Raw genomic sequence first — 16,131 nt, 5'->3', positions numbered from 1 at the left:
TAATTTAAGGGGATGAAGCGATGAAAACAAAAAGAGGGTTTCGCCGCCTGGGCGTTATCTTCATCATGGTTGTGATGGCAATTGTAAGCGCATGCAGCGGAGGCGGCGGAACCAGTGGAACCAGCGCTCCCGCTGCGGGCAACCAGAAGCAAGCCGATTCGAAAGGGCCGGTTACGGTGACGGTATGGATGGGAAGCTGGTGGGCGGACTATACGACCAAAATCGTCGACGCTTACAAAAAAGATCATCCGAATGTGACATTGAAAATAGAGCTGCTGCCGATCAACGGTTACCTCGACAAAGCGATTTCTTCGGCATTGGGCGGAAACGCCCCTGACGTTCTCGATCTGGACGGCTTGATGATTCCGGCGATGGCCGGCAAAGATTTGCTGGAGCCGTGGGATGATTACATTAAGGAGCTGGACCGCAAAGATTTCCAGGACGCCCCTTGGGACGCCAGCACGATCAACGGAAAGCTATACGGGCTGCCTAATCGCGGCGAATCTGTCGTCTTTTTCTACAACAAAACGATGTTTGACGAAGCCGGCGTTCCTTATCCAAAGGATAGCTGGACGTATGCCGACATGCTGGAAGCGGCGAAGAAGATTACGGTGCCCGGTCAAAAATACGGAGTGGGCATCGCCGCAACCAACAGCGATCCGGCCAACGTGATGACCTCATTTGCTCCGGTGCTGTGGGCGAACGGCGGGGACTTCTTAAACAAAGGCAATACGGAGGCGACAATCAACAAGCCGGAAGGCGTAAAAGCGATTCAGTTCTGGACGGAGCTTTACACCAAACATAAGGTTGTCCCGGAAGGGAGCATCAACTTCGCCTTGACCAAAGACGTCCAGCCGATGTTCCTGAACAATCAGGTGGCGATGATGCCAGGCTCCAGCGCAATGGTTTTCCTGATGGAAAAAAATCCGCAGGTGAAATGGGGAATGGTCTACGCCCCGGATAAATTCGGACGTTCCGGCGCATGGTCGTTCACCGTTCCGAAGTCGGCTAAAAACAAAGAGGCGGCGCGGGAGTTTGTGTTGTGGTATATGAAGCCGGAAAACATGGGGGCGTTTAACTCCGTGTTCCCTTCCCGCAAATCGGCTACAACCGTGGCGCCGTGGAACAGCAAAGAGATGCAATATTTGCTTTCGGCCGCACCGTACCAGAAGGGGGTTCCCGCCATTCCCGCGTGGACGGAGATGCAGGTGGCGATCGTCAATGAGCTGCAGAAAGTATTGTCGGGGGCCAAAACCCCGCAGCAAGGCGCCGACGACATGGCCAAACAAATGAACGCTTTGTTGAAAAAATAACCGTCGGATGTGCCGGGCAAACTTCCGGTTAACAGGCGCAAAAGGAACGGAACAACCGGAAGTTTGCCGTGCGGGCGATCGCACTTACGATACGGAAAGCGTGGTTATGCCGATGAATCACCTGCAAAAAACGGTTTGGAGATATGTTCCCGTTTATTTGCTGCTGCTGCCGTGTATTGTTTTATTGCTGCTGATGATGGTGTATCCCGTGTACCAGACCATCCTCTTCAGCGTATCTGAAGTTAAGTTGCCCACGTTTAATTTGCGGTTTGTCGGAATCGACAATTTTGCGCGTATTTTCAAAATGGAAGAAATCGTGACCGTTTTCAAAAATACGCTGATCTGGATTGCCGGTTCGATTGTCGTGAAGTTTCTGCTTGGATTTTGGGCCGCCATTACGTTTAATACCCGCTTTAAAGGCGGTGTTGTGCTGCGGATTGTTTGCTTACTGCCCTGGACGGTTCCTTCGATTGTCTCTTCCAACCTGTGGAGGTGGATTTTCCAAAGCGATACGGGGATGTTAAACGGGCTGCTGCGTTCCGGCCATCTGGACAGCTTGGCGCACAACTGGCTGGGCGACCCGAATACCGCCTTGTTTTCCGCTATGGTCGCCAACTCATGGTCGTCTTACCCGTTTGTCATGATTATGCTGCTGGCCGGCATGCAAGGGATTCCCAAAGAATTGTACGAAGCGGGAGGCATCGACGGGGCCAATAACGTGCAGCTGTTTCGTTACATTACGATTCCGAGTTTGGCGCCAATGATCGTTATTGTGTTGCTGCTGCAAATTATTCAAAATCTCAATTCGTTTGACATGTTGTATGTGTTAACCGGCGGCGGGCCGGGAGGCGCATCGGAAATACTCGGACTTTTCATTTATCGCATCGGTTTTACCAATTACGATTTTGGCGGCGCATCCGCGATTAGCGTCACTTTGCTTATGATCGCCATCGTCTTTTTTACGCTTTACAACCGCAAGAGCGGCAAGGCGGGCAAGCGGGGTGAGATGGGATGACAAGAAGTCCGAAGGTCCGCATCGTGCGCAACGGTTTGTTGTATGTGTCCGCGTTGCTGCTGTGCGGCTTCAGTTTGTTCCCGATTTTGTGGGGGATCAGCACTTCCCTGAAACCGCAAAACAAATTGTACGTCCAACCGCCGCAATGGATTCCCGACCCGGTTACCTTGGAGCATTACGCGTCCGTTTTTAAAAATAAAGCGATGATGCATTATTTCTTCAACACCTCGATGATTGCGATAGGTTCCACGTTGTTTTCCATTATCATCGGCACATTGGCGGCCTACGGGTTTTCCCGCTTCAAGTTTCCGGGCAGAGACACGTTGCTGTGGTCGATCCTGTTTACGCAAATTTTTCCGCGTGTCGTCATTATCATCCCGTTTTACGTGACATTAAGAAATTTTCAACTGCTAGGTACTTATACCGGGCTGATCCTCGTGTACCTGATCGTGGTGCTTCCCATTTCCGTCTGGCTGCTAAAAGGATTTATCGACAATATCCCTTACGAAATCGAAGAAGCGGCGATTATCGACGGTTGCTCCATCTTGGCGTTATTGTGGCGGATCGTCGTGCCGATGACGTTGCCGGCGATTGGCGCGGTGGCGATGTACGCTTTTATTTTGTCGTGGAATGAGTTTCTGTTTGCGCTTGTGTTCAGCTCGACGGATACACGAACGGTGTCGGTTGGTTTGGCCTTTTTTATTGACGAAGTGGGGGTGCAGTGGGGCCAACTGATGTCATCGTCGATTTTGATGAGTATTCCCGCTATCGTTGTGTTTTCGTTGGCGCAGAAGTTGCTTGTTCGGGGATTAAGCGAAGGCGGAGTTAAAGGGTAAAGGAGGGACTGCGTTTAGCGATTTTACCTTGCGTCGGTGCCGCTCTCATGCGCAGTTCGCCACGCGGCAACCGATTTTTCACAAAGCAGCAGTGTTGAAAAATACGCTTTCAGTTCCACGAACCCCGTGGCATTGAAGGCGTATTTGCATATAAGCTGCCCCGCTATGCAAAGTTCTGCTATAATATGTGAAACCGGTAACAAAAAAGGGGAACGGCGGGTGGTAACATGCAAGTACAGGCTCCACTTACAGTGTTAATTGTTGATGATGACTTTCCGATTCGGCAGGAGTTGCGCGCTTTTCCTTGGCAGGAATGCAATGCGGTATTAATTGGGGAAGCCGAGAACGGGGAAGAGGCGCTTGACATGTGCAGGGAATATTTACCAAATATTGTCATTGCCGATATTACGATGCCTTTGATGAACGGTCTGGAGCTGTTAAAAGCGATACGCAGCGAAATGCCATTGATCAAAGTGATCCTGCTGACATGCCATACCGAATTTGCTTACGCCCAGGAAGCGCTGAAATTAGGGGCTATTGAATATTTGACGAAAATCCCTCTGGAAGACGACGACATCCGCTTGGCATTGGAGAAAGCCCGCGATTTAATTGCCCGGGATCAGCTGTCGAGCAAAGCGGAGATTGTTCATCAGCGAAACCAATTGGCCAGAACCGTGACCAAAATTGTGAGCGGCAGGTCGTCGCCGGAGGAAGCCCAAACCTTACTCCATTATCCGCTGCGACTCATCTTCTTGCGGGTCGATGCGCAAGCTGCCGTCAAAACGTACATCGTCCAGGAAATCGAAGAAGCGCTCGGCCGCCTCGATCACTTGTTAAACGAACGTTTTCAATGGACGCTGATGGACGGACAGTTTGTGTTTCTGCGGGAGACCGCCCAGCAGGAGGCAAATAAGATCGAGCGAACATTGGAGGCCGTCATGCACACCTTAAGGCACATGCTGCAGCAAAATATGGGCGGAATGCAGGACGATATTCAGCTGTATATGATTGTCAGCGAGACGGTTCATTCCTCCGAAGAGATTGTCAAAGCATTTCATAGCTCGGCGTTGTGGGACAAGCACAAATTTTACGAACGGCGTCCGATGAGAAGTCCGATTTATACCGGCAAGCCGATTCCCCTTCATCCGGTCGACGGTAAACAAGCAGCCGAACTTGCCAAGCTGTTTCACCAGCTGGTCAAGGAAACCGGCGACGAAGAGGCGTGGCTGCGTTCCGAGTTTTATGCACAATGTATGAAAAACCGTTACGAACCGGCGGAGTTAAAACATCTGGTTCACTCCCTGATGAAAGGTTATCATGCGCAGGGCGCTTCGGCGGCCGAGCCGGCCCGCTTGTACGAGCCGATTTTGCAGGCCCACACGTTGTATGAATTGCTGGAAGCCGTGCATAACTTAAAATCGGTGCAAAATGCTGCGGCGCGCAAGGGCCGCAAAGAAATCGAAGATGCGCTTGCTTACATGGCGGCTCATCTGCATGAGGACTTGACGCTTGCTTCCGTCGCCGACAAGGTGGGCTTAAGTCCAAGTTATTTCAGCAAAGTATTCCGTGAACAGGTCGGGGAACCGTTCAGCGATTACTTAATCCGAAAAAGGGTGGAGAAAGCGGAGGAACTGCTGCGGGACACGAACCTTAAGGTATACGAGGTTGCCGAAAGGATCGGCATACCAAGCTACAGATATTTTACCGCGGTATTTAAGGAAAAAACCGGACTTACACCAACGGACTACAAAAGAGGTTGATCATATGAGACAAGCCATCGAATGGTTTCAGGGCTGGAGCATCGCGACGAAGCAATTCGTCTTTCTTTTTTTAGTGACCGCCGTGTTGTTTTTTTCGCTTGCCACTTTAAATTTGCGGGAAGCGGAGGGGTTGTACAGGGATCAAGTGATTCACGATTCCGAGGTGCTGCTGACCCGCACGGCCGACTTGATCGAATCTTATCTCGATAATGTCAACAACGTGCTGCTTATGTTGTCCAGCAATCAGGAGTTGTTTGCTGAAGGGAGTGAAGCGCAAAGCGTGCAAACGCTGCGCAATTACGCCAAGTCCAACAGCTCGCTGATCGGAGCGCTGTATTTGATCCGGAGCGACGGGAAGGTGTACTCGAACCAACAAGCTTTTTACGATATTATGGGACATCCCCATTTGCAGCAATTAACGGAGCTTGCCCGGGCCAATACAAGCCTGATCAGCGTCAGCGGCTTGTACAATTCACCGCTTGCCGGGCCTACCGTGGCGTATACGAAAGCAATCGTTAACGAACGCAACGAATACCTCGGGGCGGCTGTGCTGGAAATCAATCTGAATTTGTTGTACACCCGTATTGCGCCTCTGCTCATTAACTCCCACCAAACGTTTGTCATGCTGACCAAAACCGGACAACCGGTCTATCTTCCCGGCACTCAAGACGATATGCTGCTGTTTCAAAGGGCCGTTTACCCGCCGCAATTAACCGCGGAGTTTATGACAAGGGTCAGCGATTTGCCGTTTGGCGTCAGCCATATCCAGGGGGCCAAAGATCAACTGGTCACCTTAAAATCGGCCTATAACCGGCTGGGCTGGTCCGTTGTGCTGTTTATCGAGGAAAGCTATTTTTATCAGGCGGCGCAAAAACTTCACAAAAACTTCAGCTCGGCGGGTGTCATCTGGCTGCTTGCCCTGCTGTTCTGCACGTATATGATGAGCCGTTATTTTACTTCTCCGATTCGCACGCTGGTGCAGAAGATGGACCATCTGCGCGACTTTTCCACGACTTTCGCCTTGTCGACCGCACGCAAGGACGAAATAGGCAGGTTGTACAGCAGCTATAAAGCGCTAATCAACCGGATTCATTTCCTGATCAAGGAGGTCAAGGAAATCGAGGAGCGGAAGAAAGAAACCGAGTTAAAAATGCTGCAAAGCCAAATTGCGCCGCATTTTATTTACAACACGCTGGCTTGTGTCAGCAGTTTGGCCAAGCTTAACAAGCAGCAGGAGGTCGTACAGACGATCAAGTCGCTGGTCGGACTGCTTTCGTTCAGCTTTGACCGCATTTCGTCCGTCGTCCGGCTCAAGGATGAACTGGAGATGCTGCGGATGTATGTGCAAATTCAAAATGTGCGAAGCGGCGATAAAATAGGGTATATCGAGCAGTGCGATCCGGAAATTATGAGTAGCCCGATCCTGAAGCTGACGCTGCAGCCAATCGTGGAAAACGCGATATTTCACGGTTTAGCCCGCCGGAAATCGGCCGGAGTTGTCACGCTCCGCGCTTTTATGCGCGGGGATCGGGTAAACATCTATATTCACGATAACGGGATGGGGATGTCGCCGGAGACCGTGCGCAGACTGCTGCAGGAAACCCCAAGCCAGCGGGTCGCATCGAGATTTACAAGCATCGGGCTGAAAAATGTCAATGAGCGGATACAGCTGCATTACGGGGAGCGGTATGGTTTGAAGATCCGCAGCACACCCGAAATCGGCACCACTGTCAGAATTTCGATTCCCCAGCGCGCGGAAATATCGTAAAAAGTGAGTATGAAAACGTACACAATCGCTTCATATGTGCATATTTGCCGGCAACCGATCTTGGTACAATGTATGTGAGCTCAAGATCGACTACGAGGTGAACGTATGGAGTACCGTTTGAAAACGTTGTGGAAGTTTAAAATGCTTTACTTATTTCTGATCCCGGGAATGATCTATTATGTCGTGTTTAGATATTTTCCCATGTACGGCGTGGTGATCGCTTTCAAAGATTTCTCCATCATGGACGGCATTGTTGGAAGCGGCTGGGCCAACCCGTGGTACAAGCATTTTGTTTATTTTTACGAATCCCCTTATTTCACGCAGCTTCTCTCCAATACGCTGCTGATCAGCGTGTACAAGCTGGTGTTTGGGACGATTCCGCCCATTGTGTTAGCATTGCTGCTGAACGAATGTGCCGTTCGCTGGTTTAAATCCTTTGTGCAAACGGTTACGTACATGCCTTATTTTTTGTCTTGGGTCATCATTTCCGGGATTCTGATCGCTTTGTTGTCGCAAAACTCCGGGGTCGTCAATTATTTTATCAAAGAAGCGGGTGGGGAATCGGTTCCGTTCCTGACATCGACGGAGTATTTCCGAAGCATCCTCATCGCATCGGACATTTGGCAAAGCATCGGGTACAACGCGATCATTTATTTGGCGGCGATTACCGGCATCGACGCGACGTTGTATGAAGCGGCCAGGGTGGACGGGGCCAGCCGGCTGCGCATGATTTGGAGCATTACGCTGCCGGGTATCCGCAACGTCATTATTTTGCTTGTCGTGTTGAAGCTGGGGCATATTATGGATGCCGGTTTTGAGCAGATTTACATTTTGTACAACATTCAAGTGTATCCGGTGGCCGATATTTTGGATACTTGGGTGTTTCGAACCGGGCTGCAGCAGATGAACTTCAGCCTTGCTTCGGCTGTTGGGCTGTTCAAATCCGTTATCGGTTTGGTGCTTGTCGTTCTCGCCAACTCGCTTGCGAAGAGATGGGGGGAGAACGTATGGTAAAAGGCATCGAAGATAAAATTTTCAATACCATCGTGTATGTGCTGCTTGCGCTTTCGGGAGCTTCCGTTGTTCTTCCGCTGATGTATGTGTTGTCCGTATCCGTTACTCCGGTAGGGGAAGTTCTGAAAAACGGCGGGTTTATTTTAATCCCAAGGTCGGTCACCTTCACCGCTTATGCCAAACTGCTGAGCGATTCGGTGCTTGTTCAATCGATCGGTATCACGGTATTTATTACCGTTGTCGGCACGGTGCTGAATCTGCTTCTAACCGCGCTGACCGCGTACCCGCTGAGCAGCAAGCAGCTGCCGGGGAGAAAAGCGTTTCTTTTTTTGATCGTGTTTACGCTGATTTTTAACGGAGGCATCATTCCGACTTACATTACCGTCAAATCGGTCGGACTGCTGGACAGCGCATGGGCGATGATTTTGCCCAATGTCATTTGGAGCTTCAACGTGCTGGTGATGAAAAGCTTCTTTGAAAATTTGCCCGAGGAACTGTTTGATGCCGCCAATATTGATGGCGCCGGCGATGTAAGGGTGCTGTGGCAAATCGTGCTTCCGCTCAGCACGCCGGTGATGATGACCGTCGGTTTGTTTTATATGGTCGGCCATTGGAACGAATTTTTTCAAGCGATTATGTATGTTACCGATCGCACATTGTTTCCTCTGCAGGTGGTTGTGCGCGACATTCTGATGCAAACCCAGCAGCCGCTTGATTCTGCGGAAAATATCGTGCCGTCGCAGACGATGCAGATGGCTTCGGTGGTGCTTGCCAGCCTGCCGATCATTCTCGTGTATCCGTTTATCCAAAGGAAGTTTACCAAGGGATTGCTGCTCGGAGCCGTAAAAGGCTGAGGGGGCCGGTTGAAAGACCGGCCATCCGTCCGGTCTCAACATAAAATCATATGACATGGAAAGTGGGGGTTCATTTGAAAACGAAATCAATCATGTTGGCAGGTCTGGTTACCGCTTTGGCTGCGGGGGCGTTTGGGTGCAGCAAGGGGCCGGCTGCGGCGGACGGGGACAAATCCGCTGCAGCAGCGGGGAACGACGGCAAAAAAACACTTCAGGTCGAAATCATCAGGCCGGGAAGCAACCTGCCGACGCCGGACAAAGACGTGATCAAGCAGGAAATGGACAAGGCGCTGGGGGCGTCTTATAACATGACGGTGTACGCCTCTTTGGACGATTACAAAAACCAGCTGAACGTAAGGCTGACCGCAGGCAACTATCCCGATTTGTTCCTGGTCGACCGGCAAATGCTGAGCCAATACGTCAAGCAGAATCTTGTGCTTGATCTGGACAAATATAAGGACAAGCTGAAGCCGGCGCTTGATTTCATCGGGGACGCCGCCAAAAACGGCATGATCGACGGCAAGCTGTACGCGATCTCCCATACGCAGCAAAAACCGATGCAATCGTTTTTTATTCGCAAGGATTGGCTGGACCGGCTTGGTCTGAAGCCGCCCGCTAATCTGGAGGAGCTGAAGGCCGTAGCCAAAGCGTTCACCGAAAAAGACCCGGACGGCAACGGCAAACAGGATACGATAGGCATCACCGGCTCCAAGCTGGAAACGTTCCAGCCCGTATTTGGGGCGTTTAACATCGCTATGCCCGGTTCCTTTGTCGTCAAGGACGGGAAAGTGACCAATTCGTTGTTTGATCCGGCGATGAAAGACGCATTAAGTTACATTCAAGGTTTGATCCAAGACAAGGTAGTTGATCCCGAGCTGTTGGGCAATACCGGCATGCAGCATCAGCAGAAGGCGATCATGGGGCAAGCGGGCATCATTTATATCGACTGGGCCAACTTAACGAAAGAACAAATTATGGAACAGATCAAAACGGTCAATCCGAAAGCGGAATGGATCCCGCTGACCCCTCCGGCAGGACCGGGCGGGCAATGGAACGGCACGTGGGATATCGGCACCTCGCCGTATATTTTTTCCATACCGAAGGCGCTGGAGAAAAATCCGGACAAACTGCAAAAGGTGTTTGATCTGATCAATTACGTTGCCAATCAGCAAACCGGCGGCCTGCTTGTGCAATACGGCGTCAAAGGGAAACATTACAACATGGAGGGCGACAAAATCGTGCCGACGGAGCTGATGGGCAAAGAGGTCGGTTACTCCTGGCTGTATCAATTTACCGGACGGCCGGAAATTAAATATTTGCAGTCCAAATTCGCCAGCCAAGCTCCGTATATCGATTTCTACAACAAGCAGCCGCGGATTGAGGCGTTAAACGGCTTTGTCACCTTACCCGAAGGTTTTAACAAAACCGACGTTGACCGGTATGTGGAAGAGGAGTTTGCGAAATTCATTTACGGAAAAAGAAGCTTGCAGGAATACGACAGCTTTGCCAATACGCTGAAAACAACGATGAATTATCAAGCATATTTGGATGCGGCCCAGAAGCAGTTAAAACAAATGGGTTACGGCAACTAAACAACAACAGGAGGGTTACCGCGATGAAACAGAAGATCGAACATTATGACGTCGTTGTGTGCGGAGGAGGTTTGGCCGGATTTTGCGCCGCCGTTGCTGCGGCAAGGCATGGCGCAACGACCTGCCTGATCCATGACCGGCCCGTATTCGGGGGCAACAGCTCCTCGGAAATCCGCGTAACTACGCACGGAGCCGCCGCATTCCATGCCTATGCGCGGGAAAGCGGCATCGTGTCGGAGCTGCTCATTCAAGAGCGGGCGCTCAATCATGAGTTTATTAACGAAAACGGTTGGACGAACAGCGTATGGGATATGGTCATGTATGATATGGCCGTCAGCACCCCTAATCTTACTTTTCATCTGAATACTTCCGTCCAGGAAACAAAAATGAAGAACAAACGTTCGATTGAAGCGGTTGTTTGCCGGACGGCGAATGCGGAAATTGAAATGACCGTTTATGGAAATACGTTTATCGATTGTACCGGCGACGGCGTTATCGCCGATATGGCCGGATGCGAATGGCGGCTTGGCGAAGAAGCAAGAGCGGAATTTGATGAAATGTTCGCTCCCGAGCAGGCCAGCAGCAATGTCATGGGCAGCTCCATCCATTTCAAAGCGATCGATATGGGCCGTCCTTCGCCGTTTAAAGCGCCGGAATGGGCGTACCATTACGAAGACGCGAGCTTCTTTTACAAGATGGGCCGTCCGTTGTTTAACACCGGACTGACGGATCGATACCGCTCGGGGTATTGGTGGATTGAAATCGGGATGCCGTGGGATTCGATCTACGATAACGAAGAAATTCGTCACCAGCTGACCCGGCATACGCTTGGCGTGTGGGACTGGATCAAAAATAAAGATCCGAAGCTGAAGGAGATATTCGCTAATTATGCGCTTGACTGGATCGGTCAGGTGCCGGGCAAACGGGAAAGCCGCCGCATTATGGGGCAATATTTGATGACCGAACGGGATGCGCTGCACCATACGGTATTTCCCGACGAAGTAGCCTTTGGCGGCTGGAATATCGATCTGCACACTCCCGGCGGCCTGCTGGCCCCAACAAGCGAGCCCGGCGCTGCTGAAGGGTACGCTTTGGTCAGCGACTTTATGCGCAAAAGCATCTGTGGTCCATATGGTATTCCGCTGCGGATGCTGATCGCCAAAGATGTCGACAATCTGATGATGGCCGGCAGAAACGTCAGCGCCACCCATGCCGCTTTGGGCACGGTCCGGGTCATCGGCACAACGGCCGTGATGGGCCAAGCGGTCGGAACGGCTGCCGCTCTTGCGGCCAGCAAAGGCATTTCGGCTGCCGACGTGCCGGAGAAGGCCATCGCCGAGCTGCAGCAGCTGCTGCTGCGCGATCACTGCTTTTTGCCAAACGTCAAAAATGAAGACCCGCTTGATTTGGCGCTTTCGGCGGCCATTACGGCGAGCAGCGAAGCCAAGTTTGCCGGCATCAGCCCGGATACGGCCGGCTACCACGAAGGCTTAAACGTATGGCTGTCGCAGCTGCAAACTTCGCATACGGATTTGCTGATGAAACGTCGCGGTCAATGGATTGCGGTAGCTACCTGCAAGCTGGACAGCTTGCAGGTTTGTGTCAGCAACAATACGCAGCAAACGGAATATGTGAAGGCGTATGTCATGCAGGCCGACAGCATTTGGGATTACCGGATCGGAGCGCCGCAGCTTGCTCACGCAACATTGGAAGTTCCTCCGGGAGCTCACCAATGGGTGGAGTGGAAGGTGGAGTTGTCCGCCGCAGCGGGACTGCAGCCGGGCACCTATATCCGCCTCGATCTGGACGAGAACCCAAACGTGGAATGGCATCGCGCCGGGAAAATCGAACCGGGCCACGTATGCGGTTTTGACATGGGCGGAGGCAAGATGAGGCGTTACGATAACGGCATCTCGATGAGCGTTCAGGTCGATCCGCCGCAGCCGTGTTATTCGGCGGCCAATGTGGTCAGCGGGTACACCCGGCCTTACCGTTATACGAATCTGTGGAGGTCCGAGCCGGATACGCATCCGCTGCCGCAATGGCTGGAGCTGTCGTGGGAAGAGGAACACAACATTTCAACGGTTGAGCTGGCTTTTGCCGGGAATCTGCTGCGGGAATACCATGCTTACGAGCCGTTTTACCGCGATCCCCAATGCGTCAGAGATTATACGATCAGCGTTTGGGTTGACGGCGAGTGGCGGGAGTTGCTGGCTTGCGAAGGGAACTACCAGCATAAGCGGGTGCACCGGTTTGACCGGCCTGTGGCGACCAATAAGGTGAGAATCACCGTCCTGGCGACAAACGGCGATCCGTCCGCTGCGATCTACGAGGTGCGCTGTTACGAATAAAGCAACATACCGACAACCCATCATGCATATGAACGTTGTAGGGGAGCCTCCTGTTTGACAGGGGCTCCTTATTTTTCATTTGCATACCGATATGCGATGTTAAGCGCATTGGAAAATAGGCGAATATTAAATACACATGCTTGCATATGGTTCAGGTGAGGAGGGATGCCAATGGTTCATCCAGTAATGTACAAAGGTTTGAGGGTCGAAAATGTGGACATATTTTACCGCGAGGCCGGCCATCCTTCGCAGCCGGCGATCGTGTTGCTGCACGGATTCCCGAGCTCTTCGCACATGTTCCGGGAACTTATCCCTTTGCTTGCCGACCGGTATCATGTGATAGCTCCCGATTATCCGGGGTATGGAAACAGCGGCATGCCCGGCGTAAATGAATTTCTATATACCTTCGAGCATATATCGCGGATCGTTGAACAATTGCTTGATCGCTTGCAGGTATCCAAGTGTATCCTTTACTGCCATGGCTATGGCGGACCCGTAGGTTTTCGCATGGCCGTCCGGGCCCCGTCGCGAATACTCGGATTCGTTATTCAAAATGCGGTTGTAAACGTGGAGGGCTTGGGGCGGCCGTTTGACGTATTTAAAAAGCTTTGGGCGGACCCGTCTCCCAAAAACCAGGCGGAATTTGCCGCTTTGACGAGTTTCGATTTTACCAAAAAGCAGTATGTAACGGGCGTGTGCAATCCGCTGATCGTTAGCCCGGACGGCTATTCGATGGATCAATTTTTTCTGGACCGGCACGGCAATAAACAAATTCAACTGGCGCTTGGGTATGACTACCGTACGAACGTTCAGGAATATCCGAGATGGCAGCAATATTTGCGGGATCATCAACCGCCGGTGTTAGTGGCATGGGGAAGAAATGATTTTATTTTTACGTTGGAAGGAGCCGCTTTTTATGGCAAAGCGGACCCGCATGTCGAAACGCACCTATTGTGCGGCGGACACTTTATGCTGGAGGAGAAAAGCGGCACGGTAGCGCAGCTAATAAAGACCTTTTATTATCGTGTTTATGGTTTTTAAACATAAATAGCAGAAAGCGCTGGGCAGATGGGAGCCTGCAACGTCTATGAAGATGTTGTAGGCTTTTTTTTGCATGTTCGCAAGTATACCGCTGATTTGATTTCATAGGCACTTCCGCATATTTTTACATATTTTTCTCTGCCACAAAAAAAGGATTACGATAGGGAAACGACGGCGAGGAAGCTTGGAATTTGACCCATGAGGCTTGGCCGAATTTGATCGTGACCGATATTATGATGCCTAAGCAGACGGGCATGCAGTTAATCCAGCAAGTGCACGATTTCGGCTTGCCGATCGAATTTATTATTATCAGCGGTTACGATAATTTCCAATACGCCCAGCAGGTGATGCGTTACGGGGTGTCCGAATATATTCTGAAGCCGGTGAAGGAGCACGAATTGCAGGATGCGCTTGCGCAAATGGGCAGGCGTCTGGAAAGATCGATTGATGTGCAGGGGCATATTCAAAAAATCAAACTGCTGCTGGAACAGCTATTTACGATTGAACCCCAGCTGTTTCTGAAGGAATTGGACGAGCTGATCGATTCGATCCTGCAACTGAGGAAGGAACAAATCCATATTGGCACCTCTTTGCTGCGAATCCGATTAACCGAAATGGTGAGCATGTGCGACGCTTATTTGGGCAAGCTGCTTGACCTCATGGACGAGCTGAACATGTGGGAAGATACGATGCTGATCGTCAACACCGACCAGGGGTTCCTGCTAGGCGAGCACGACTGGTGGGGCAAAAACCGCCAGCCCTTCTATAATGAAATTGCGCATATTTCGCTGTTTATTTGGGATCGGCGGAGCGGGAAACGCGGCGAACGGCGGCAGTCGCTTGTGCAAATGATCGATATGGCGCCGACACTGCTGGAATTTTTCGATTGTCCAATCCCGCAGGACGTTATGGGGCAACCGCTGCGGGAGGTCATTGAATCGGACGCTCCCGTAAGGGATGCGTTATTGTTTGGCATTCACGGAGGACATGTCAATTGCACCGACGGCCGGTATGTGTATATGCGCGGTCCGGTCAGTTTGAACGGCTGGGGCTGCCTATGTGTTAGTGTGGGAACTTACGTTCTCGTACAGCTGATAATTTGGTTGTCTGCTAGCGGGTGAATGCGTTATCATGAAATCATGGGACAGCAGGAGCGGCAGCTTGGAGCTTTTATAATGAAGGGAGCCGGATCAAACGATGAAACGATTGCATGAGCGTTTAACTCCGATGCTGAAGGAATGGGTGGAAAAGGGCGCTCCGGGATGCGCCTGTACGGTTGTGAAAAATGGCGAGGTCGTGTATCAGGAGCATTTCGGATACGCGGACTTGGATCACAAAACGCCGATCACCGCGGATACGATCTACCGCATCTATTCGATGTCCAAAGTGATTACTTGCGTGGCCGCGCTTAAGTTGTATGAGCAGGGGAAATTTCTGCTGAACGATCCGCTTGAGGCGTATTTGCCGGAGTTCAAAAATCCGCAGGTGTATCGTTACAACGCATTTGGCTTAAGAAACGTATCTGCGGCATCTTCGCCTATTCGGGTAAAAGATTTGTTTATGATGACGTCGGGACTTACATACAGCGGGGATGCTTTGGAGACCGAGCGGCTGACCCAGGAACTCATGGGCAAAGCACATGCGGCGGACATTCGCGCCTTGTCCAAGGCGCTTGCGGCAATTCCGCTGGCGTTTGACCCCGGCACGCACTGGAAATACGGCTTAAGCCACGATGTGCTGGGCGCGCTGATTGAGGTGATATCCGGCCAAACGTTCGGCGAGTTTTTGCAGAAAGAGATTTTCGAGCCGCTCGGGATGAACGATACGGCGTTCCGTATCTCCGAGGACAAACGCGCCAGACTATGCGGCATGTACGATCGCTCGGAGGACGGCACGTTGACCTTAAACACGACGCGGGACGCTGTGTATCAGCCGGGCTGCAAGCACGAGAGCGGCGGAGCCGGCCTGCTGTCCACGACCGGCGATTACAGCCGGTTCGCGCAAGCGCTGGCGCAAGGCGGCGAACTCGACGGCGTGCAGATTTTAAGCCGCAAAACGGTGCAGCTGATGGCAACCAACCACCTAGGGCCGCAGCAGCTTCTTGATTATAACTGGCCGCAGCAAAAGGGCTACGGCTACGGGCTCGGCGTCCGCGTGCTGCGGGATCCCGCGGATGGCGGCAGCAACGGCACGCTCGGCGAATTCGGCTGGGCCGGGCTGGCCGGCTCGTGGACGCTAATCGATCCGCAGGAGCAGCTGTCCGTCGTGTATATGCAGCAAATGCTGCCCAGCCTGGAGCCTTACATTCATCCGCGGCTGCATGCCGTCATCTACGGCGCGCTGGAATAAATCGGCGAGGCCGCCGCTGCGGCAGCACCTTGGCATCCAAGGTGAATGCCCCGGAATTCGGTAAATATATGCAGCTATTAGCTATGCAAGACCGTTCTTGCGCCAAGGGCAACCTTTGCAGCAGAGCGGTTTTTTGCTGTTTACGGGCGGCCGGATTGACATACCCCGGGTGCGCGGTTTCACCTTGCGAGTCCGATTTCCTATGGCGCATTCCGCGCAAACAGTAAGCAGTCAGTAG

Annotated in this window: 12 protein-coding genes and 1 pseudogene; all 13 read left to right on the top strand. The window is 51.9% G+C overall.

Annotation, left to right across the window (positions count from 1 at the left end):
* Window positions 1–20 precede the first annotated feature (20 nt).
* The 13 genes and pseudogenes from EYB31_RS00305 (at window position 21) to EYB31_RS00250 (ending at window position 15,893) form a co-directional block, all read left to right on the top strand.
* Window positions 21–1,313 carry an ABC transporter substrate-binding protein gene (locus EYB31_RS00305; protein ID WP_131011271.1) on the top strand — a complete coding sequence of 431 codons (1,293 nt, stop codon included), beginning with the start codon at window positions 21–23 and terminating at the stop codon, window positions 1,311–1,313.
* A 7-nt stretch (window positions 1,314–1,320) separates the two neighbouring features.
* A complete protein-coding gene (locus EYB31_RS00300; protein WP_131011270.1) occupies window positions 1,321–2,328 on the top strand; it encodes a carbohydrate ABC transporter permease in 1,008 nt (335 codons plus the stop codon).
* Window positions 2,325–3,164: a carbohydrate ABC transporter permease gene (locus tag EYB31_RS00295; protein WP_131011269.1), complete on the top strand. Its 840-nt coding sequence runs from the start codon at window positions 2,325–2,327 to the stop codon at window positions 3,162–3,164. Before EYB31_RS00300 ends, EYB31_RS00295 begins: the two co-directional genes overlap by 4 nt.
* A gap of 251 nt (window positions 3,165–3,415) precedes the next feature.
* On the top strand, window positions 3,416–4,924 hold the full coding sequence (locus tag EYB31_RS00290) for a response regulator (RefSeq protein WP_165452120.1): 1,509 nt from the start codon (window positions 3,416–3,418) through the stop codon (window positions 4,922–4,924).
* 4 nt (window positions 4,925–4,928) lie between these two features.
* Window positions 4,929–6,692: a cache domain-containing sensor histidine kinase gene (locus EYB31_RS00285; RefSeq protein WP_131011267.1), complete on the top strand. Its 1,764-nt coding sequence runs from the start codon at window positions 4,929–4,931 to the stop codon at window positions 6,690–6,692.
* Between the two features lie 105 nt (window positions 6,693–6,797).
* Window positions 6,798–7,706, top strand: a complete 909-nt coding sequence (locus EYB31_RS00280; protein ID WP_131011266.1) for an ABC transporter permease — start codon at window positions 6,798–6,800, stop codon at window positions 7,704–7,706.
* On the top strand, window positions 7,700–8,560 hold the full coding sequence (locus EYB31_RS00275) for a carbohydrate ABC transporter permease (protein WP_131011265.1): 861 nt from the start codon (window positions 7,700–7,702) through the stop codon (window positions 8,558–8,560). The genes EYB31_RS00280 and EYB31_RS00275 overlap by 7 nt, the downstream gene beginning before the upstream one ends.
* A gap of 50 nt (window positions 8,561–8,610) precedes the next feature.
* Window positions 8,611–10,152 (top strand): type 2 periplasmic-binding domain-containing protein, encoded by a 1,542-nt coding sequence (locus EYB31_RS00270; RefSeq protein WP_240761973.1) that lies wholly within the window; start codon window positions 8,611–8,613, stop codon window positions 10,150–10,152.
* A gap of 23 nt (window positions 10,153–10,175) precedes the next feature.
* The gene (locus EYB31_RS00265; protein WP_131011264.1) at window positions 10,176–12,503 is read left to right on the top strand and encodes an FAD-dependent oxidoreductase; all 2,328 of its coding nucleotides are present in this window, start codon (window positions 10,176–10,178) and stop codon (window positions 12,501–12,503) included.
* Between the two features lie 171 nt (window positions 12,504–12,674).
* Entirely contained in the window at window positions 12,675–13,544 is an 870-nt protein-coding gene (locus EYB31_RS00260; protein WP_131011263.1) for an alpha/beta fold hydrolase, read from the top strand.
* A 182-nt stretch (window positions 13,545–13,726) separates the two neighbouring features.
* Window positions 13,727–13,945: pseudogene (locus EYB31_RS41205) on the top strand (response regulator); the annotation flags it as partial.
* 18 nt (window positions 13,946–13,963) lie between these two features.
* On the top strand, window positions 13,964–14,665 hold the full coding sequence (locus tag EYB31_RS41200) for a sulfatase/phosphatase domain-containing protein (protein WP_338119883.1): 702 nt from the start codon (window positions 13,964–13,966) through the stop codon (window positions 14,663–14,665).
* Between the two features lie 76 nt (window positions 14,666–14,741).
* Window positions 14,742–15,893 carry a serine hydrolase domain-containing protein gene (locus EYB31_RS00250; protein WP_131011262.1) on the top strand — a complete coding sequence of 384 codons (1,152 nt, stop codon included), beginning with the start codon at window positions 14,742–14,744 and terminating at the stop codon, window positions 15,891–15,893.
* Window positions 15,894–16,131 lie beyond the last annotated feature (238 nt).

Source organism: Paenibacillus thalictri (assembly GCF_004307995.1).
GTDB lineage: Bacteria > Bacillota > Bacilli > Paenibacillales > NBRC-103111 > Paenibacillus_AF > Paenibacillus_AF thalictri.
Note: the sequence above shows the minus strand (reverse complement) of the source record. Positions and strands in the feature narration are given on the sequence as shown.